The sequence below is a fragment of the Comamonas sp. MYb21 genome (assembly GCF_037479395.1).
GTDB lineage: Bacteria > Pseudomonadota > Gammaproteobacteria > Burkholderiales > Burkholderiaceae_C > Comamonas.
In genome coordinates, this window is the sequence record NZ_JBBGZC010000007.1 from 121070 (window position 1) to 140312 (window position 19243).

The 19243-nt window shown below is 65.2% G+C and carries 15 protein-coding genes; 7 read left to right on the top strand and 8 right to left on the bottom strand.

The features are described from left to right. Positions 1-10: 10 nt before the first annotated feature. Together WH367_RS11885 and WH367_RS11890 are read right to left on the bottom strand one after the other, a co-directional pair. On the bottom strand, positions 11-991 hold the full coding sequence (locus tag WH367_RS11885) for a tripartite tricarboxylate transporter substrate binding protein BugE (RefSeq protein ID WP_027011016.1): 981 nt from the start codon (positions 989-991) through the stop codon (positions 11-13). Positions 992-1208: 217 nt separating this feature from the next. After that, positions 1209-2174, bottom strand: a complete 966-nt coding sequence (locus WH367_RS11890) for a tripartite tricarboxylate transporter substrate binding protein BugE (RefSeq protein WP_027011017.1) — start codon at positions 2172-2174, stop codon at positions 1209-1211. A 233-nt stretch (positions 2175-2407) separates the two neighbouring features. On the opposite strand from WH367_RS11890, the gene WH367_RS11895 reads away from it, so the two are divergent. Beyond that, positions 2408-3337 carry an AEC family transporter gene (locus WH367_RS11895; protein WP_339536231.1) on the top strand — a complete coding sequence of 310 codons (930 nt, stop codon included), beginning with the start codon at positions 2408-2410 and terminating at the stop codon, positions 3335-3337. 40 nt (positions 3338-3377) lie between these two features. Then, the gene (locus tag WH367_RS11900) at positions 3378-4052 is read left to right on the top strand and encodes a DUF459 domain-containing protein (RefSeq protein WP_021027423.1); all 675 of its coding nucleotides are present in this window, start codon (positions 3378-3380) and stop codon (positions 4050-4052) included. Between the two features lie 19 nt (positions 4053-4071). On the opposite strand, the gene queG is transcribed toward WH367_RS11900, so the two are convergent. Beyond that, on the bottom strand, positions 4072-5121 hold the full coding sequence (gene queG / locus WH367_RS11905) for a tRNA epoxyqueuosine(34) reductase QueG (protein WP_339536433.1): 1050 nt from the start codon (positions 5119-5121) through the stop codon (positions 4072-4074). An 84-nt stretch (positions 5122-5205) separates the two neighbouring features. Between queG and tsaE the strand changes: the two genes are divergently transcribed. Further along, positions 5206-5697, top strand: a complete 492-nt coding sequence (tsaE, locus tag WH367_RS11910) for a tRNA (adenosine(37)-N6)-threonylcarbamoyltransferase complex ATPase subunit type 1 TsaE (protein WP_021027425.1) — start codon at positions 5206-5208, stop codon at positions 5695-5697. 89 nt (positions 5698-5786) lie between these two features. Then, positions 5787-7292, top strand: coding sequence for an N-acetylmuramoyl-L-alanine amidase (locus WH367_RS11915; protein ID WP_339536434.1), 1506 nt, complete (start codon positions 5787-5789; stop codon positions 7290-7292). 71 nt (positions 7293-7363) lie between these two features. On the opposite strand, the gene WH367_RS11920 is transcribed toward WH367_RS11915, so the two are convergent. Beyond that, the gene (locus WH367_RS11920; protein WP_043340888.1) at positions 7364-8008 is read right to left on the bottom strand and encodes a VTT domain-containing protein; all 645 of its coding nucleotides are present in this window, start codon (positions 8006-8008) and stop codon (positions 7364-7366) included. A 193-nt stretch (positions 8009-8201) separates the two neighbouring features. Between WH367_RS11920 and mutL the strand changes: the two genes are divergently transcribed. Continuing rightward, a complete protein-coding gene (gene mutL / locus WH367_RS11925) occupies positions 8202-10307 on the top strand; it encodes a DNA mismatch repair endonuclease MutL (RefSeq protein ID WP_339536233.1) in 2106 nt (701 codons plus the stop codon). Between the two features lie 80 nt (positions 10308-10387). Here mutL and WH367_RS11930 read toward each other — a convergent pair whose 3' ends face one another. The 4 genes from WH367_RS11930 to WH367_RS11945 all read right to left on the bottom strand — a co-directional run bounded on the left by WH367_RS11930 (position 10388) and on the right by WH367_RS11945 (position 15488). Beyond that, a complete protein-coding gene (locus WH367_RS11930) occupies positions 10388-11956 on the bottom strand; it encodes a DHA2 family efflux MFS transporter permease subunit (RefSeq protein ID WP_021027661.1) in 1569 nt (522 codons plus the stop codon). 52 nt (positions 11957-12008) lie between these two features. Continuing rightward, positions 12009-13247 carry an HlyD family secretion protein gene (locus WH367_RS11935; RefSeq protein WP_339536235.1) on the bottom strand — a complete coding sequence of 413 codons (1239 nt, stop codon included), beginning with the start codon at positions 13245-13247 and terminating at the stop codon, positions 12009-12011. An 82-nt stretch (positions 13248-13329) separates the two neighbouring features. Further along, a complete protein-coding gene (locus WH367_RS11940; protein ID WP_339536237.1) occupies positions 13330-14865 on the bottom strand; it encodes an efflux transporter outer membrane subunit in 1536 nt (511 codons plus the stop codon). Beyond that, positions 14862-15488 (bottom strand): MarR family winged helix-turn-helix transcriptional regulator, encoded by a 627-nt coding sequence (locus tag WH367_RS11945; RefSeq protein ID WP_312989781.1) that lies wholly within the window; start codon positions 15486-15488, stop codon positions 14862-14864. Before WH367_RS11945 ends, WH367_RS11940 begins: the two co-directional genes overlap by 4 nt. Positions 15489-15872: 384 nt before the next feature. On the opposite strand from WH367_RS11945, the gene gdhA reads away from it, so the two are divergent. Next, a complete protein-coding gene (gene gdhA / locus WH367_RS11950; RefSeq protein WP_339536240.1) occupies positions 15873-17219 on the top strand; it encodes an NADP-specific glutamate dehydrogenase in 1347 nt (448 codons plus the stop codon). A gap of 131 nt (positions 17220-17350) precedes the next feature. Beyond that, positions 17351-19222 (top strand): M48 family metallopeptidase, encoded by a 1872-nt coding sequence (locus tag WH367_RS11955; RefSeq protein WP_339536242.1) that lies wholly within the window; start codon positions 17351-17353, stop codon positions 19220-19222. The last annotated feature ends 21 nt before the right edge of the window (positions 19223-19243 follow it).

The following is a 19243-nucleotide window of genomic DNA, read 5'->3' on the forward strand; positions in this document are numbered from 1 at the left end:
GCAGCGGCGATCAGTCCAGCTTCAGGTCCTGCTTCTTGACCACGTCCTTGTAGACGTCGAACTCGGCCTTGATCTGCTCGGCAAACTGCTCGGGGGTGTTGCCCACCACCAGCGAGCCGGTGTCTTCGATGCGCTTCTTCACCGCAGGGTCGGCCAGCACCTTCTTGGTAGCGGCATTGATGCGGTCCACCACATCCTTGGACACGCCCTTGGGCGCGAGGATGCCATAGAAAGCCATGCGGTTCACCGGCTCCAGGCCCACTTCCTTGAAGGTCGGCACATTGGGCAGCACGGCCAGGCGCTCAGGCGCGGCCACGACGATAGGCACCAGGCGGTTGTCCTTCACAAAAGGCAGGGTCGAGGGCAGGTTGTCCAGGATCATGTTGACCTGGCCGGCCACCGTGTCGTTCAGCGCCGGGCCCGCACCACGGTAAGCGATGTGGGTCATCTGGATGCCGGTCAGGCTCTTGTACAGCTCCATCAGCATGTGCTGGATGCCGCCGGTACCGGACGACGAGTAGGCGTACTTGTTGGGGTTCTTCTTGAGCTCGGCCTCGAACTCCTTGTAGTCCTTGGCTGGGAACTTCGGGTTCACCGCAATGATGTTGGGCGTGGCCGCCACATTGATGATGGGCGTGAAGTCCTTGATCGGGTCGTAGGAGATCTTGGGGTTGATCGCCGGGTTGGTGGCCACCGTGGAGACGGTCGCAATGCCCAGCGTGTAGCCGTCGGCCGCTGCGCGCACCGTTTCCACCGCGCCGATGGTGCCGCCCGCACCACCCTTGTTGTCCACCACCACGGGCTGGCCCAGCTCCTTGCCCAGGGGGTCAGCGATCACGCGCGCAATGATATCGGTGGTGCCGCCAGCTGCAAAAGGAACAATCAGGCGAATGGGCTTGTTAGGGTATTTTGTATCGGCCAGAGCGCCAGTGCTCAAGGTGGCTGCGGCAGCAGCGATCAAGGTCAGGCCCACGAGAGAGCGACGTTGCATGATGAATCTCCTCATTTGAAATGGTGTGGCCGTCGTTCGCGTGCCGGTGGATGACCCGCATGGCGCACGGCCACGTAATGCTTTTTCAGCACAGCGCGTTTATACCGGATTAATACGTCCGCAACCGTGCTGCAACCGCACAAAAAGCGCGTGATTTCCCTAGGATTTCCCTAGAAAAGCGCACGCGCTTTGAGGCAGAACAGACGAGGGACGGGGATCAGTCCAGCTGGATGCCCTGCTTGTCCACCACCGCCTTGTAGGCCGCGTATTCGTCCTTCATCTGCTGGGCAAACACCTCAGGCGTGGTGCCCAGGATGTCCGAGCCAGTCTCTGCGATGCGCTTTTGCACGTTCGGGTCTTCCAGCGCCTTTTTGGTGGCCGCGTTGACTTTGTCAACAATCTCCTTGGGCAGGTTCTTGGGGCCGACGATGCCGTAATAGGCACTGCGGTTGACCACGGGAACGCCCACTTCGGTGAACGTGGGGATGGACTCCAGCCCGGCCACGCGCTTGGGGGCGGCCACCACGATGGCGCGCAGGCGCTTGTCGCGGATAAAGGGGTAGGCCGAGGGCAGGTTGTCAAAAATCATGTTGACCTGGCCGGCGACCGTGTCGTTCAAGGCCGGGCCGCCACCCCGGTAGGGAATGTGCACCACGTTCACACCGGTTTCGGACTTGAGCATTTCCATCAACAAATGGGCAATGCTGCCGGTGCCGGGCGTCGCATACGAGTACTTGCCGGGGTTCTTCTTGAGCTCGGCAATGAACTCCTGGTAGTTGTTGGCCGGAAAGCTCGGGTGCACCGCAATCACATTGGGCGTGGCCGCCACATTGATGATGGGCGTGAAATCGCGCTGCACGTTGTAGGGCATCTTGGGGTTGACGGCCGGGTTGGTGGCCGTGGTCGACACCGTCGCGATGCTCAGCGTGTAGCCATCGGGCTGGGCACGCGCGGCTTCCGCGGCGCCCACGGTGCCGCCGCCACCGCTCTTGTTGTCCACCACCACCGGCTGGCCGAGGGCCTTGGACAGCGGTTCCGAGATCACGCGCGCCACGATGTCGGTGGTGCCGCCTGCGGCAAACGGCACGATCAGGCGGATGGGCTTGTTGGGATAGGGATCAGCGGCCAGGGCAGCGCTGCTGCCCAGCGCCAGTGCCATGGCCAGGCACAGTCGGCGGTTCATCATGGTGGAGGTCTCCTCGGGATCTGGGGCGCTGGCTGGGGCCAGCTTGGACATGGCTCCCATGCTAGCGGTGTTGCCTGGCGGTTCTGCCCCAAAGCGCGCCGCAGATGGCCCGTGTTTTCCCGCATCGGGGCGGCGGATAGCGCAATTGGCAACTGCTTTGGCAGGGCTTGCACCCAGCAGCGGCCTTACCGCCGCGACAGCGATTGGGCCGCAGCGAACGCCCTTCCGCTATGCTTGCGCCGGTGAACTACGCCCAACTGCTTTTCCCCGATTTCTCGCTGATTCTGATTGGCTACCTGGTCTGCCGCTACACGGCGCTGAACCGGGCCATCTGGCAGCCGGTGGAAAGCCTGGTGTACTACTTCCTCTTTCCCACCTTGCTGTTCTATTCGATCATCAGAAGCCCGATCGACTGGCAGGGCACCTCCAACCTGATGCTGGCCGGTGTGGCCACGGGCCTCGTCGCCATCGCGATGACCTACGCCCTGCCGCGCTGGCCCTGGCTGGGCAAAAGGGTGGACAGCCGCGACGCCGCTGCCAGCGCGCAGATCGCGTTTCGCTTCAACTCCTTTATCGGCCTGGCGCTGGCCGACCGGCTGGCCGGCCCCCAAGGCCTGCAGCTGATCTCGGTGCTGATCGGCGTCTGCGTGCCCATGTTCAATATTGCCGCCGTCTACCCGATGGCCAAGGGCTCGCAAAATGGTTTTATGCGCGAGCTGCTGCGCAACCCGCTGATCGTCGCCACGCTCACGGCCCTCATCTGCAACCTGCTGGGGCTGCGCCTACCCGCCATCGTCGAGCCCACCGTCGCCCGCATCGGCCAGGCCTCCATTGTGCTGGGCCTGATGTCGGCGGGCGCCGGCATGCAGCTGGGGCTGCTGGCGCGCGGCAAGCTGCTCAGTGGCGCAGTGCTGGCCATCCGCCACTTTGTCACGCCGCTGATTGCGCTGTGCATGGCCCACTGGCTGGCGCTGTCGGCCCAGCAGGCCGCCATTTTGCTGATCTTCTCTGCCTTGCCCACCGCATCGACCTGCTATGTGCTGGCCGCCCGCATGGGCTACAACGGCGCCTATGTCGCGGGGCTGGTGACCTTGTCCACCATCTGCGGCGTGGCCAGTCTGCCGTTTGCACTCAGCCTGCTGGGCTGGTGGCCGGTTTAACAACGCGGCCTGCCAAGGCCATCGGTTAAGCTCGGCGGCTATGGAGAAAACCATTGATTCCGCACGCCGCCAAAGCCTCCAGCGCCTGGCGCTCATCCCCTTCCTGGGCCTGGCCGTAGCCGGGCTGGCCGCCTGCAGCAAAAAGGCGCCACTCGCCGCTGCGCTGCCTGCGGGCGCCACGGTGCTCGCATTGGGCGATTCGCTGACCCAGGGCGTCGGCGCCAGCGCCGCGCAGTCCTACCCGCAGTTGCTGGCCGAGCGCACCGGCTGGAACGTCATCAATGCCGGCATCTCCGGCGAAACCAGCAGCCAGATTGCGCAGCGCCTGCCGCAGCTGCTGGAGACCCACCAACCGGCCCTGGTGATTGTTTGCGCCGGCGGCAACGACTGGCTGCGCCGCCAAAGCGCGCAAGCGGCCCAGGCACAGATCGCCAGCATGCTGCAGCAATGCAAGGCGCAGCACATTGCCGTGTTGCTGGTGGCAGTGCCCGAGTTCAGCATGAGCGCCGCGCTGACCGGCCGCATTCAGGACCACCCCATTTATGAGGCGCTGGCCAAGGACGAGCAAGTACCCCTGCTCGCCAAGGCCTGGAGCGAGGTGCTGGCCAACGACGCCATGCGCGCCGACCAGGTGCATGCCAATGCGGCGGGCTATGCGCGCTTTACCGAACTGCTGGTTGCGCAGCTCAAGGCCTCGGGCTTTCTCAGCGGCTGATCATGGGGCACGCCAGCGCTCAGGCGCTTCGCTGGCCCAGCCCCCAGGCCACATGCTCGCGCACCATGGCGCTGTCGTGGTCCGCGCGGCTGTTCAGCGCCTGCGCATAGCGCGCCTCGCCCGTCTGGCGCCAGGCATTGCCCAGCGCAACGGCAATATTGCGCAGCCAGCGCGCATGGCCAATGCGGCGTATGGGGCTGCCCTCGGTGATGCGCAAGAACGTCGCCTCGTCCCATGCAAACAGATGGGGCAGCTGCTGGTCCATCAGCGCGCCGCGCGCATCAAAATCGGGCAGCACCGCGCGCTGGGCAAACTTGTTCCAGGGGCAGGCGAGCTGGCAGTCATCGCAGCCATAGATGCGGTTGCCCATGGGTGCGCGAAATTCTTCCGGAATGGCGCCATCGAGCTCGATCGTCAGGTAGGAGATGCAGCGCCGCGCATCGACCGATTGGGGCGCCACGATGGCCGCCGTCGGGCAGGCATCGATGCAGGCCGTGCACTGGCCGCAATGCGCCGTGACCGGCACAGTCGTCGGCAAGGCGATATTGACAAAGATCTCGCCGAGAAAAAACATCGAGCCGGCATCGCGGCTCAGCACCAGCGTGTGCTTGCCCCGCCAGCCCTGGCCGCTGCGGCTGGCCAGCTCGGCCTCCAGCACCGGGGCCGAATCGGTGAACGCGCGGTGCGCGAGGTTGTGTTCGCCAAGCGCTGCATCGATGCGCTCGGCCAGCTTTTGCAGCCGGTTGCGCAGCACCTTGTGGTAGTCGCGCCCCCGGGCATAGACGCTCACCAGACCCTCGCCGGGCCTGGCGTGGCGCTCCCACTCCTGCCGCTGCCAGTCGGCAGCGGTGTTTTGCGGCAGATAATCCATGCGTGCTGTAATCACGCTGAGCGTGCCGGGCACCAGCTCGGCTGGCCGGGCGCGCTTGAGGCCATGGGCCTGCATGTAATGCATCTCGCCATGGAAACCTTTTTCCAGCCACTGCATCAATCCAGTTTCCGCCGTCGACAAATCCACGCCTGCCACGCCGATTTGGGAAAATCCCAGCTCCAGCGCCCAGTCGTTGATCTGTTGAATGAAAGTGGGATCAGCGGCGTCCATGTGCTGCCATTGTAAAAAACCTGAGGGCCCGCGCGGCCCGGGAACGACATTTTGAACGCTACTGCCAGCCCCTCCTACCCCGCGCTCCACCTGGTCTGGAAAGACGAGCGCGATACGGAAGCCTTTGCCGCGCGCCTGGCCGCGCAGGCAGCGCTGTCGAATGTTTACCTAACTTTGCATGGCGATCTGGGCGCGGGCAAAACCACCTTGGTGCGCCACCTGCTGCGTGCGCTGGGCGTGCAGGGCCGCATCAAGAGCCCCACCTATGCGGTGGTCGAGCCGCACGAGGGACGCGACTTCCCCATCTGGCACTTTGACTTCTACCGTTTCGACGATCCGCGCGAATGGGAAGACGCCGGCTTTCGGGATATTTTTGCCAGCCCCGGCCTGAAAGTGGCAGAATGGCCGCAGAAGGCTGCAGCGGTAACTCCTATTGCCGATGTAGCTATCAGTATTGAAGCAATCAACGAATCAGAACGCCAGGTGCATCTGCAGGCCTTCACCCCGGCAGGTGCCTCCATCGTCCAAGGGTTTTCAGCGTGAGCGACACCCCGAAATATCTCCCAGCCTCTGCCCCTTTCACCACCGCTGACGGTGCGCCCGCCAGCCACCACGGCCTCTCACGCCGCGATCTGCTGCGCGGCGGCAGCCTGGTGCTGCTGCTGGGCAGCAGCCACCTGGCCTTTGGCGCCAGCATCGTTGCAGTTCGCCTCTGGCCCTCCAAGGACTACACCCGCGTCACGATCGAGTCCGACACCCCGCTCAAGACCGAGCAGCGCTTTGTGCCCGAGCCGCCGCGCCTGGCGGTCGATATCGAAGGGATCGATCTCAACCCCGCGCTGCGCGAGCTGGTGGCCAAGGTCCGCTCGGACGACCCCAATATCGCCGGCATCCGCGTGGGCCAGAACTCGCCCAATGTCGTGCGCCTGGTGATCGACCTCAAGCAGGAGGCCAAGCCCCAGGTCTTTACCTTGAAGCCGGTCGCCCCCTACCAGCACCGCCTGGTGCTGGACCTCTACCCCGCCCGGCCCAGCGATCCGCTCGAGAGCCTGATCACCGAGCGCATGATGGAAAACAGCCACAGCGCCGTGGCCGCAGCGCCGGCCCCTGTGCCCCCGCCTGCGGCGGGCAGCAGCCTGCCACCGTCAGTGGCCGCTGCGATTGCCGGCGACCCGCCCGCGCCCGCTGCGCTGGGCACCGTGGTGGCCGCCGCCCCACCCTCGCCAGCAGCCGCTGCCCAGGCTGCCGACCCGCTGGCCGAGCTGATTGCCAAGAGTGGCAACCGCCCGGTGGCACCCCCCGTTGCACCGGTCGCGCCGCCGCCCACCGTCGTGGCTGCAGCACCTCCTCCGCCCCCGCCGCCTCCTCCTCCACCGCCCGCACGCGGCCGCCCGGCATCGCGCACCGACCGCCTCATCATCGTCGCGCTCGACCCCGGCCATGGCGGTGAAGACCCTGGCGCCACCGGCCCCAGCGGTATCCGCGAAAAAGACATCGTGCTCAAGATCGGCCATATGCTGCGCGAGCGCATCAACAACAGCAGCGTGGGCGGCAACCCAATGCGCGCGTTCATGACACGCGATGCCGACTTCTTTGTGCCGCTCAACACCCGGGTCGAAAAAGCCCGCCGTGTGCAGGCCGACCTGTTCATCAGCATCCATGCCGATGCGTTCACCAAGCCATCGGCCAACGGCGCCAGCGTGTTTGCGCTGAGCGAGCGCGGCGCGACCAGCTCGGCCGCGCGCTGGCTGGCCAACAAGGAGAACCAGGCCGACATGGTGGGCGGCCTGAACGTGGCCGGCGTCGGCAGCAGCGATGCCCATGTACAGCGCGCGCTCTTGGACATGAGCACCACCGCCCAGATCAATGACAGCCTCAAGCTCGGCACCCATGTGTTGGGCCAGCTGGGCCAGTTTGCCCGCCTGCACAAGCCCCGCGTGGAGCAGGCAGGGTTTGCCGTGTTGAAGGCGCCCGACATCCCCAGCGTGCTGGTCGAGACCGCCTTCATCAGCAACCCCGAAGAAGAAGCCAAGCTGCGCACCACCGCCTACCAAAACCAGCTCGCTGACGCCATCATGCGCGGCATCCAGGCCTATTTTGCGAAGAACCCGCCGCTGGCGCGCAACCGCACGGTATAAGCCTCACCCCGCTTTGCAGCCACAAAAAAGGGACCGCTTCGGCGGTCCCTTGCTCATCGTGCAGTCGCTGCTCAGACGGTGCCAGCAGCCTTCTCGTTCCTGCCGGCGCGCCAGGCACCAAAGATGGCCAGCAGGCCGGGCACCAGGATCAGGCCCCAGATGATCTTCTCCAAGTTGGCCTTGACCCAGGGCAGGTTGCCAAAGAAGTAACCCGCCGCGCAAATACCAAACACCCAGATGGCCGCCCCAATCAGGTTGTAGGCAATGAACTTGGCACGGTTCATGTTGGCCACGCCCGCCACAAAGGGCGCAAAGGTGCGCACAAACGGCATGAAGCGCGCCAGGATGATGGTGATGCCGCCATAGCGCTCGTAGAACGCATGGGCCTTGTCAAAGGCCTTGCGGTTGAACCAGCGCGAGTTCTCCCACTTGAACACCTTGGGCCCCAAATGGTGGCCGATCTGGTAATTGCACTGGTCGCCGAGGAAGGCCGCCGCAAACAGCAAGCCGGTGGCCAGCGGAAAACTCATCAGCCCCGCACCGCACATGGCGCCGACGATAAACAGCAGCGAATCGCCGGGCAAGAAGGGCATCACCACGACGCCGGTCTCGACAAACACGATCAGAAACAGCAGCGCATAGACCCACATGCCATAGGTCGTTACAAAAGCTTCCAGGTACTTGTCGACATGCAAGATGAAGTCGATCAGATGCATGCCCGCATCGATGAACCAGCTGAAGAATTCCAAAACACAACCTCTCTACACAAAAACCGCAGCAGCCCTGAGGCCCTGCGGCAAACCATCTTGATAACCACTAAGGCAGGCTAGGGAACTGCAGCCCCAGGGCCCAAAGTGGCGATTGCACACTTTACCCCGAATGCCAGGCGGCTTTGCCTAAAATCCCTGCATGACCGCAGATACCGCACCCGCCTCCCTTGACCCGGCAGACGCCCCCAACGATGCTTTGACGCCTGCAGCCCACAGTGGCAGCAGCGCTGCGCCCACGCGCCGTCCCATCCAGGATCTGCCCGATGAGCTGGTCAGCCAGATCGCGGCCGGCGAGGTGGTCGAGCGCCCCGCCTCCGTCGTGCGCGAGCTGGTCGACAATGCGCTCGATGCAGGTGCCACCAGCATCACCGTGCGCCTGCTCGCCGGTGGTGTGCGGCTGATCACCGTCGAAGACGATGGCTGCGGCATTCCGCGCGAAGAGCTGCCCATTGCGCTGCGCCGCCACGCGACCAGCAAGATCCGCAACCTGCATGACCTCGAATCGGTGGCCACCATGGGGTTCCGGGGCGAGGCCCTGGCAGCCATTGCCTCGGTCTCGGAGATGAGCGTGCTCTCGCGCCCCGCCCAGCAAGAGAGCGCCTACCTGCTCGATGCCCGCAGTGGCGAGCTGCGCCCCGCCGCCCGCAACCCCGGCACGACGATGGAGGTCAAGGAGCTGTTTTTCAGCACGCCTGCGCGGCGCAAGTTTTTGAAGACCGATGCCACCGAGCTGGCCCATTGCGTCGAGGCCGTGCGCCGCCATGCGCTCACCCGCCCCGGCGTAGGCTTTGCGATCTGGCATGAGGGCAAGCTGGTCGAGCAATGGCGCGCCACCCTGCCGCCCCGCAGCGATGCAGACCAGCCCGACGACGCCGCCTGGCAGCAGCTGGAGCAGCGCGCGATGGACAAGCGCCTGGCCGATGTGCTGGGCCCCGATTTTCTCGAGCAATCGATTGTCGTGAACTACCAGGCCGGCCATGTGCAGGTACGCGGCCGCGCGGGTCTGCCCGATGCCGCGCGCTCGCGTGCCGACCAGCAGTTCTGCTATGTCAACGGCCGCTTTGTGCGCGACAAGGTGCTCACCCATGCCGCGCGTACCGCCTATGAGGATGTGCTGCACGGCCACCGCCAGCCCGTCTATGCGCTCTATATCAGCCTCGATCCGATGCGGGTCGATGTGAATGTGCACCCGACCAAGATCGAGGTGCGCTTTCGCGATAGCCGCGAGGTGCACCAGGCGGTGCTGCATGGCGTGGAGAACGCGCTGGCCACCCCGCGCGCCCAGCAGCTGCTGGATGCTGCGGCCGCAGTGCCCACACCGGCTACGGCCGGCCAGCCGACCGCCTTGCCCGGACAGGCCTATGCGCCAGCCCCCCAGGCACAGACTGCGATGCGCTTTGAGGCCCCGCCCCGCGTCAACGGCCTGCAGGCGCTGCAGCAAACGGCTGCGCTCTGGGGCCAAGGTGGGGGCGCTGCAACGCCGGATGCAACGCTGGCAGGCATATCCAGCAACACAGCCACCAGCATCGATGCCACGCCCTGGCAGGTGCAGGAAGCCAGCCCGCGCTGGAACCCGCAACCCGCTGCCGGTGCGATGGCCGCCGGCGCGCCGCTGGTGCCCACCCTGCCACCCGAGTCGGCTGACAACCCCTGGCCGCTGGGCCGGGCCGTGGCGCAGATCCATGGGGTCTATATCCTCGCGGAAAACGCCCAGGGCCTGGTCATTGTCGATATGCATGCAGCCCATGAGCGCATCGTCTACGAGCGCCTCAAAAGCCAGCTCGATGACGGCGATGCCAACAGCGCCATTGCCAGCCAGCCACTGCTGATTCCTGCGACCTTCTCGGCCACACCCGAAGAAGTGGCCACTGCCGAAGACCACAGCGAGACCCTGGCCCAGCTGGGGCTGGAGGTCGTGCCCTTCTCGCCCAAGACCCTGGCCGTGCGCGCCACGCCCACCACCTTGGCCCAGGGCAACCCCGTGGAGCTGGCGCGCAGCGTGCTGGCCGAGCTGGCGCAGCACGATGCCAGCACCGTCGTGCAGCGCGCCCGCAACGAGATCCTGGGGACGATGGCCTGCCACGGCGCCGTGCGCGCCAACCGGCAACTCACCATCGACGAGATGAATGCGCTGCTGCGCGATATGGAGCACACCGAGCGCTCGGACCAGTGCAACCATGGCCGGCCCACCTGGCGCCAGCTGAGCATGAAGGAGCTGGACGCACTGTTCTTGCGCGGCCGCTAAACCGCGCCCCAGCACCCAGACAGAAAAAAAGGAAGCCGAGGCTTCCTTTTTCCATGTACGCAGCGCTATGCAGTGTTAGATCAGTGCGCAGCCGATGCCGCCTCCGATCCGCCGCCGCCCTGGCCCTTCTTGGGGCCCTTGGCCAGCCAGACCAGCGGGATCAGCAGCAGGAACAGCATCGACGAGGCCCAGAAAATATCATTGGCCGCCAGCATAAAGGCCTGCTGGTTGACCAGCTGGTCGACCCGGGCGAGCGCCTGCTGCAGCGTGAGCCCGCTGGCCTGCAGGCCTTGCACCACTTGCGCGGTGGGGCCGTCGCCCAGGCTGATGTGCTCGACCAGTTGCGCGTGGTGCAAGGTGGCGCGGCGCTCCCAAAGGGTAGTGGCGACCGAGGTACCGACGGCACCGGCGGTGATCCGCACAAAGTTCGACAGACCCGACGCACTGGGCATTTTCTCGGGCGGGATATCGCTCAAGGTGATGGTCATCAGCGGGATGAAAAAGCCTGCCATGGCCGCGCCCTGCACGATGGTCGGGATCATGATGGTCGTCAGGTCCACCTGGGTGTTGAAGCGCGAACGCATCCACATCACCAGACCGAAGACAATGAACGAGGCCGTCGCATAGCGCCGGGGATCGACCTTGTGGATGGTCTTGCCCACCACCGGCGAGAGCACCAGCGCCAGCAAGCCCACCGGCGCCAACACCAGGCCCGCATCGGTTGCCGTGTAGCCCATGAACTGCTGCAACCACAAAGGCAGCAGCACCACATTGCCAAAGAACAGGCCATAGCCCACCGAGATGGCCAGGGTGCCGGCCCAGAAATTGCGGTTCTTGAACAGGCGCAGGTCCACCACCGGGTGCTTGTCGCCCAGCTCCCAGATCAGGAAGTACAAGAGGCCAACGACCGCAATCACCGCACAGGCGACCACCATCGGCGACTGGAACCAGTCGTGCTCCTTGCCGATATCCAGCATGATCTGCATCGCCGAGACCCAGACCACCAGCAGCCCGAGGCCAATCGCATCGATCGGCAAGGCCTTGCGGACCGAATCCCGGTTGCGGAAGATCGCCCAGGTAGCGCCCACGGACAGCATGCCGACCGGCACATTGATGTAGAAGATCCAGGGCCAGGACATGTTGTCGGTGATCCAGCCGCCCAGCAGCGGCCCCATCACCGGCGCGATCAGGGTCGTCATCGACCAGAAGGCCATCGCCGTGCCCGCCATCGCGCGCGGGTAACTGGCCAGGAGCAGCGACTGAGACAGCGGAATCATCGGCCCGGCGACAAAGCCCTGCAAGATACGGAACGCGATCAGGGTCGTCATGTTCGGGGCCAGGCCGCAGAGCCAAGACGAGATCACGAACAAGGTCACGCTGAGCATGAACAAGCGCACCTGGCCAAAGCGCATCGACAGCCAGCCGGTCAGCGGCACCGAGATCGCATTGGCCACGGCAAAGCTGGTGATCACCCAGGTGCCCTGGTTGGCGCTGACGCCCAGGTCACCGGCAATGGCCGGCAGCGACACGTTCGCGATCGACGTGTCCAGCACATTCATGAACACCGCAGCCGACAGCGCCAGGGTGCCGATGAGGCGCGCCGAGCCTTCGAGCGGCGGGTGGGGTAGCGAGGGATTGGAAGTTGCCATAACGCATCCTTGGGGCCGCCCAGCGGGCAGCCCTGGTCAAAAGAAGGGGCGCTTACAGCTTCTTGCCGGCATTGCTGGCGATCACTTGCGCAATCACCGCATCGGCGCCTTCGTCCTGCACGTCATAGACATTGGTCTGCACCAGCGGCTCCTTGCGTGGCACGTCGGCCAGCAGCTTGCCGTCCTGGTTCTGGATGTCCACATCGACCAGCATCGACAGGCCCACGCGCAGCGGGTGCTCCTGCACCTGCTTGGGATCGAGCGCAATGCGCACCGGCACGCGCTGCACCACCTTGATCCAGTTGCCCGTCGCGTTTTGCGCGGGCAGCAGCGAGAAGGCAGCGCCCGTGCCCACGCCCAGGCCTTCAACCGTGCCGCTGTACTCGACCTTCTTGCCGTAAAGGTCGGCCGTCATCTTGACGGGCTGGCCCAGGCGCAGGTTGCGCAGCTGGTTTTCCTTGAAGTTGGCCTCGACCCAAAGCTGGTTCATCGGCACCACGGTCATCAGCGGCGTGCCGGGGGCCACGCGCTGGCCCACCTGCACCGAGCGCTTGCCCACCACGCCCGAGACGGGCGAGACCAGCTCGTTGCGCTGCATCGCCAGATAGGCCTCACGCACCTTGGCCGCAGCGGTCAGCACATTGGGGTGGTCGTTCACGCTGATGCCTTCGGTCAGCGACTGGTTGCTGGCCAGTTGCTCGCGCGCCGTGTTGACGGCGGCCTGCGACGCATTGACAGCGGCCTGGGCGGCATCGACCTGGCTTTGCGCATGGCTCAGCTCTTCCTTGGATACCGCGCCGTTGCCCGTCAGTGCCTGGCGGCGCTTGAGGTCGCTTTGCGCACGGACCAGATCATTCTTGGCCTTGGCCACTTCGGCCTGGCGCTGCGCGATCTGCGCGGTGTAGGAGCCATTGTTCACATACAGGGTGCGCACCTGGCGCACCGCCTGGGCCAGGTTGGCCTTGGCCTGCTCGAAGGCCACCTTGGCATCGGCCGGATCCAGGCGCACCAGGGCCTGGCCTTCCTTCACATAGTCGGTGTCATCGGCCAGGATGGACTGCACGGTGCCGGCGGTCTGCGGCGCGATCTGCACCAGGTTGCCCTGCACATAGGCGTTGTCGGTTTCTTCGAAATGGCTGTTGACCATCCAGTCATAGATGCCATAGGCGGCGCCCAGCACGATGACGATGCCGGTCAGGCGCAGCAGCCATTTTTTGCGCGGCTGGGCTGCCGGTGCCTCAGGGGCAGCGGGCGCGGCGGAGGGAGAAGCGGAGGTGTTGTTGTTCGACATGGTATTGCGTAGCGAGTTATGTGACGAGAGGCTGGGCCTTCAAGGTCTTGCTTATGTGTGTTGCACGCGCGAGGTGGGCAGGTCAGCTCTTGGCGCTGTCCATCGGGGCGTTGGTCTGGGTGGGCGTGGTGCTGTCCGGGTTGGCGTTGCTGTCACTGCTGTGGATCTGCTCCTGGTAGCCACCACCCAGAGCCTGTGCCAGTGCGGCATTGCTCGACAGAATGCGGGCCTCGACATCCACCATCTGCTGGCGCTGGGTCAGCACATTGGTCTCGGCCGACAGCACATTCAAATAGGTGCCCAGGCCAGCGGCATAGCGCTGGTTGGCAATATCGAGCGCGCTTTGCGCGGCATCGGCGGCGCGGCGCTGCTCGGGCAGCTGGGCATGGGCCGAGCGGGCACTGGCGACCTGGTCGGCCACATCGTGCACCGCCGTGATCACCGCCTGGTTGTAGGCCTGCACGGCCAGTTCATAGTCGGCCGATTTGCCGCTCAGATTGGCCCGCAGGCGGCCCGAGTCAAAGATCGGCAGGCTCAGCGCCGGGCCCACGCCCCATTCGCGCGCGCTGCCCTTGGCAAAGTTGTTGAAGCCAATGCTCGACAGGCCCAGGAAGGCCGTCAGGTCGATATCGGGATAGAACTCGGCCTTGGCCTGGCGAATGCCTTGCTCGGCCGCTTCCACGCGCCAGCGCGCGGCCACAATATCGGCCCGGCGCCCCAGCAGGTTGGACGACAGCTGCGACGGAAAACGCGGCAGGCTCAGTTGGGCGATGGGCGAAGCCACCAGTTCCTGGGCGCGTGCGGGCTGGCCCATCAACGCGGCCAGCGCGTTTTGTGCCAGCTGCTTTTGCTCACGCACTTGCAGCAGCTGCACCTTGGCCTGGGGCACGCCGCTCTCGCTTTGGCGCACTTCCAAGGTGGTGTCCAGGCCGGCGTCATAGCGGTCGCGCACCAATTGCAGGGTGTGGGCGCGCTGGTCAATGGCGCGCACGGCCACCTCTTCCTGCGCCTGCAGGCGGGACAGCTGCACATAGGCCAGCACCATATTGCTGGTCAGCAGCACGCGGGCGGCGTCCATATCGGCCTGGGCCGCGCGGGCCGAGCCCACAGCGGCATCGAGCGCTGCGCGGTGCTTGCCAAACAGGTCCAGCGACCAGCTGCCATTGATGCGCGCCTCGGCCGTGCTGTAGTTGTTGCCGGCCAGGGGCGGCGGAATCATGCCGTTGGCCGGCGCATGGTTGCGCGTGGCGCTGGCCTGGCCATTGAGCTGCGGGCCCATCGCCGATTCACTGACCTGCGCCAGCGACCAGGCCTTGCGGATGCGCGCCTGCGCCGATTGCAGGTTGGGGCTGTCGGCCAGCGCGGTGTCGATCAGCGCGTTGAGCTGGGCATCGCCCAGGCCCTTCCACCACTGCGCATCAACCGGGGCCACGGTCGCGGCCTGGTCTGCCGCTGAAGGCTCGGTGAGCAAGCCCAGGGACTGCGGCGAGCGCAGCTGGGCATGGGTATCGATGCCGCGCATATCGGCGCATCCGGCGATGAACGTGGTGGCCGCCAGCGCAATGGCTGACAGGGCCAGCCGACGGTCGGCGCCCACAAATGAAAAACTGCTGGTCATAGTGCCCTCTCCTTGCCGGGCTGGTGTGCTGTGTTATCGGAGTTATCGGAGTTATCAGAGTTATCGGTGGCTTCACTGGCGCAGCCATCGGGGGGCAGGCACATGTCCACCGACAAGGTGTTGGGCATGGCCTCATAGATGCGGCGCAGGTAACCGTGGAACTGGGTCAATTCATCGGGGGACAAGGGGCTGAGCGCGGCGCTGTTGACGCCCTTGACGATGTCGGGCACCTGCATCGCAGCGGCCAGGCCCTCATCAGTCAAACGCAGGCTGACCACGCGGCGGTCGTCGGTGGAGCGTTCGCGCTCGATGATGCCCTTGTCCACCAGGCGGTCGACCAGGCGCGTCATCGCGCCCGGCGTCTGCAGGGTGCGGCGTGCCAGGTCGGCCGAGGTATGGGCCTTGCCGCTGGCCAGGTGCAGCACCGGAATCCACTGCGCCTGCGTCAGGCCCAGCGGCTCCATGCGGCGGTCCACCTCGGCACGCACCACGGTGGAGATGATGCGCATCAGCCAGCAGGGGAAATCCACCGGCCGGATGGCTTCAATCTCGGGAAAGCCGCCCGCCAGCGCTTCTTGCTCCTCGCCAGCAGACGCGGGATTTTCCTGGTGCGAATCGGTCATGCCGCAGGCCCTTTCTGAAATGGTTTACAAGGCAATGATTATCCAATCATTCATTGCCTAGGCAATTGTTAAAAAGGCAAAGACCACAATCGGCACACAGATTTGTTGCACCGCAGTAGCCGTGGTGACAGCCAGCCATCATCCCCGCGCAGCCCCATTTCAGGGCATGGCAGCCGGCCGGCAAAGCCGCTCGCGCCCTCAGAAAAGCACCAAAGCAGTGCAATCCACGGACTTATCAGGGTCATCGCATGTGGGTTTTATGCATTAACGCATGCACATTCGGCATAATGTCGGTTTTCGGCGCGATGGCGCACCATCGCTGTGCACACCTCGGCCCTCGCACAAAATCAGTGCAAGCCGGCTTTAGACCTTGAAAGTTTGTCCATGCAACACCAATCCCTGGCCCAGTTTCTCGCTTACGTCGAACAGCGCAACCCCGGCCAGCCCGAGTTCTTGCAGGCCGTGACCGAAGTCATGGAAAGCCTGTGGCCCTTCATCGAGAAGAACCCCCGCTACGCCCAACACAGCCTGCTCGAACGCCTGGTGGAGCCCGAACGCGTGGTGAGCTTTCGCGTCAGCTGGGTGGACGACAAGGGGGTGGTGCAGGTCAACCGTGGCTACCGCATCCAGCACAGCATGGCCATCGGCCCCTACAAGGGCGGCCTGCGCTTCCACCCCTCGGTCAACCTGTCGGTGCTCAAGTTCCTGGCGTTTGAGCAGACCTTCAAGAACGCGCTGACCACGCTGCCCATGGGCGGCGGCAAGGGCGGCTCGGACTTCGACCCCAAGGGCAAGAGCGATGCCGAAGTGATGCGCTTTTGCCAGGCCTTCATCAGCGAACTGTTCCGCCATGTGGGCTCGGACACCGACGTGCCCGCCGGCGATATCGGCGTGGGCGGCCGGGAAGTGGCCTTCATGGCCGGCATGTACAAGAAGCTGGCCAACCGCGCCGACTGCGTGTTCACCGGCAAGGGTCTGGCCTTTGGCGGCTCGCTGATCCGCCCCGAAGCCACCGGCTTTGGCACCGTCTACTTTGCGCAGGAAATGCTCAAGACCCGTGGCAAGAGCTTCGAAGGCCTGACGGTCTCGGTCTCGGGCTCGGGCAATGTGGCGCAGTTCGCCATCGACAAGGCCATGGCGCTGGGCGCCAAGGTGGTGTCGGCCTCCGACTCCTCGGGCACCATCTACGACGCGGCCGGTTTTGACGGCGACAAGCTGGTCAAGCTGATGGACATCAAGAACAAGCAGTACGGCCGCGTGAGCGACTACGCCAAGCAAGTGCCGGGCGTGGAGTACTACGAAGGCAAGACCCCCTGGTTCATCAAGGCCGACGTGGCCCTGCCCTGCGCCACCCAGAACGAGCTGGAACTGGCCGATGCCCAGACCCTGATCAAGAACGGCGTGCTCTGCGTGGCCGAAGGCGCCAACATGCCTTGCACCATCGAAGCGGCCAAGGCCTTTGAAAAGGCCGGCGTACTCTACGCGCCGGGCAAGGCATCGAACGCCGGCGGCGTCGCCACCTCCGGCCTGGAGATGAGCCAGAACGCGCTGCGCCTGAGCTGGCCCGCTGCCGAAGTCGACCAGCGCCTCTTTGAAATCATGGAAGGCATCCACGCAGCCTGCGTCAAGTACGGCCAGCGCGAAGACGGCTCGATGAGCTACATCGACGGCGCCAACATCGCCGGCTTTGTGAAGGTGGCCGACGCCATGCTGGCCCAAGGCGTGTTGTAAAAACGCCCGGGCGTAGCGCCCGGTCAGCACCCACTGCACAATGCCCCCAGCGTTCAGCGCGCTGGGGGCTTTTTGCTGCGCGCCAGAACATTACAACGACAACCACTACGACAAGGTATGAGGGGCGGGCCATGGAGCAAGCGGACTTTATCCATCTGGTGCGCGAGAGCGAGATCGAAAGCGCCAACGACAGCGCCGCCTACCGGCGCAGCGTCATCCGGTTTGCGCTGCTGGGCTACCTCTGGGTGGTGGGCTGCCTGGTCCTGAGTCTGGCCATCCTCGCATTTGTCGTGACCCAGGCTGTGCGCGGCCAGTTTCGCGGCGGCTATGTGCTGGCGCTGGTGTTTGCGCTGGGCCTGCTGTGGACCAGTTTCAAGGCGCTGTGGACGGGCCCGGCCGACGAGCCCGAGGGCATTGCGATTACCGAGGCCGACGCTCCGGATCTGTTCAAGGCGCTCGATCGCATCCGCCGCAAGGTCAAGGGCCCGGCCATCGATGCCGTCTACCTGCAAGATGATTGCAACGCCGCCATCTGGCAGCGGCCCCGCTTTGGCATGCTGGGCGGCTCGGTCAACTACCTGATGATTGGCCTGCCGCTGCTGATGGCGCTCGACAAGGCCAGGGTGATGGCGGTGCTGGCCCATGAATACGGCCATCTGCGCGAGAACCACAACCGCCTCAGCGCCTGGGTGTACCGCTCGCGCCGCGCCTGGCTCAAGCTCTACTACAGCATGCGCGAAGATGACGGACCGATGGCCGCAGCCACCCGCTCGTTCCTGAACTGGTACTTTCCGCGCTTTGCTGCCAAGACCTTTGCGATGGCCCGGCAGGACGAGTACGAGGCCGACCGCATCGCTACGAAGCTGCTGGGGGCCGACGTGGCGGCTGCCACACTGACCGAGCTGGAGGTCAAGGCCGCCTGGCTGAGCGATGCCTTCTGGGGCCAGCACTGGCGCAGCGCAGCCCAGCACCCGCTGCCCCAGGGGCCGTTCAGTGCCATGCAAGACATGCTGCGCCTCAAGCCCGAGCCGGCATTTGCGCAACAGGCCCTGCGCCAGGCGCTCGCGCGGATCAGCGATGTGGACGACACCCACCCGGCCTTGCGCGACCGGGTGGAGGCCATCAGTGGCGAGCGCCCTGGCCTGCCCAGCTGGTCCACCAAAGGTGCCGTCAGCCTGCTGGGCCCCAAGGCTGCGCAATGGATGCAGCAGTTCGACGCCCGCTGGTGCAAGGACAACGCCAGCACCTGGAAGCAGCACCATGCACGCACGGCGCGCTGGCAGCAGCATGCCCAGCAGCTGCGTGCCAATGCGGCCCACTCCAGCAATGCAGAGCTGATCGAGCGCGCGCGCATTGAGCGCAAGATCGACCGCCAGGCCCCCGTGCGCCAGCTCTACGAGCAGGTGCTGGCCCGTGATGCGCAGCACCCCGGCGCGCTGGCCGGACTGTCCGCCTGCCTGCCCACCAGCGATACCGCCTTGCAGCAAAAATGCCTGGAGGCGCTGTGGCAGACCGCCCCGAGCTACCGTCCCTATGCCACGCGGGCAATGGTGGGCATGCTGGAAGCCCAGGCCAAGCAAAGCAGCTACGACGCTGCCGCCATGCGCCTGTGGCGTGACCGCGCCCGCGAGGCCGAGCTGCAGCAGCAAAGCTTTTTCGACAGCTTGCAGCAGGCCCCTGTGTTCCAGGGCACGCGCGTGAACGATTTGAGCGCGTTCGAGCTGGCCGATCTGCGCGGCGAGCTGGCGCTGTTCAAGCCCATCAGTCAGGCCTGGCTGCTCAGCAAGCCAGACTCGCGCATGCCCGAGCTGCGCATCCATCTGCTGCTGGTGCAGGCCCCTCGCCTCCATGAAGAGCAACGCAGCGAGCTGCGCCGCGCGCTGTATGCCGATATCGACCTGCCCGGCATGCTGCTCGTGGTCTGCGTGGGCCCGGACGAGCCGGCCAGCGAAGAAGAGGCACGGCGCCATGCGCGCCAGCCCATTTACCTCGCCACCCTGTAGAACGAGCGTCAACCCTGCATC

What these genes read in the sequence shown, in the direction of transcription:
- gdhA (WP_339536240.1), top strand. Translation starts at nt 15,873, where the DNA reads ATGCAACACCAATCCCTGGCCCAGTTTCTCGCTTACGTCGAACAGCGC.
- WH367_RS11940 (WP_339536237.1), bottom strand. Translation starts at nt 14,865, where the DNA reads ATGACCAGCAGTTTTTCATTTGTGGGCGCCGACCGTCGGCTGGCCCTG.
- WH367_RS11955 (WP_339536242.1), top strand. Translation starts at nt 17,351, where the DNA reads ATGGAGCAAGCGGACTTTATCCATCTGGTGCGCGAGAGCGAGATCGAA.
- WH367_RS11885 (WP_027011016.1), bottom strand. Translation starts at nt 991, where the DNA reads ATGCAACGTCGCTCTCTCGTGGGCCTGACCTTGATCGCTGCTGCCGCA.
- WH367_RS11890 (WP_027011017.1), bottom strand. Translation starts at nt 2,174, where the DNA reads ATGAACCGCCGACTGTGCCTGGCCATGGCACTGGCGCTGGGCAGCAGC.
- WH367_RS11945 (WP_312989781.1), bottom strand. Translation starts at nt 15,488, where the DNA reads ATGACCGATTCGCACCAGGAAAATCCCGCGTCTGCTGGCGAGGAGCAA.
- WH367_RS11935 (WP_339536235.1), bottom strand. Translation starts at nt 13,247, where the DNA reads ATGTCGAACAACAACACCTCCGCTTCTCCCTCCGCCGCGCCCGCTGCC.
- mutL (WP_339536233.1), top strand. Translation starts at nt 8,202, where the DNA reads ATGACCGCAGATACCGCACCCGCCTCCCTTGACCCGGCAGACGCCCCC.
- WH367_RS11900 (WP_021027423.1), top strand. Translation starts at nt 3,378, where the DNA reads ATGGAGAAAACCATTGATTCCGCACGCCGCCAAAGCCTCCAGCGCCTG.
- WH367_RS11895 (WP_339536231.1), top strand. Translation starts at nt 2,408, where the DNA reads ATGCTTGCGCCGGTGAACTACGCCCAACTGCTTTTCCCCGATTTCTCG.
- WH367_RS11930 (WP_021027661.1), bottom strand. Translation starts at nt 11,956, where the DNA reads ATGGCAACTTCCAATCCCTCGCTACCCCACCCGCCGCTCGAAGGCTCG.
- WH367_RS11920 (WP_043340888.1), bottom strand. Translation starts at nt 8,008, where the DNA reads ATGCATCTGATCGACTTCATCTTGCATGTCGACAAGTACCTGGAAGCT.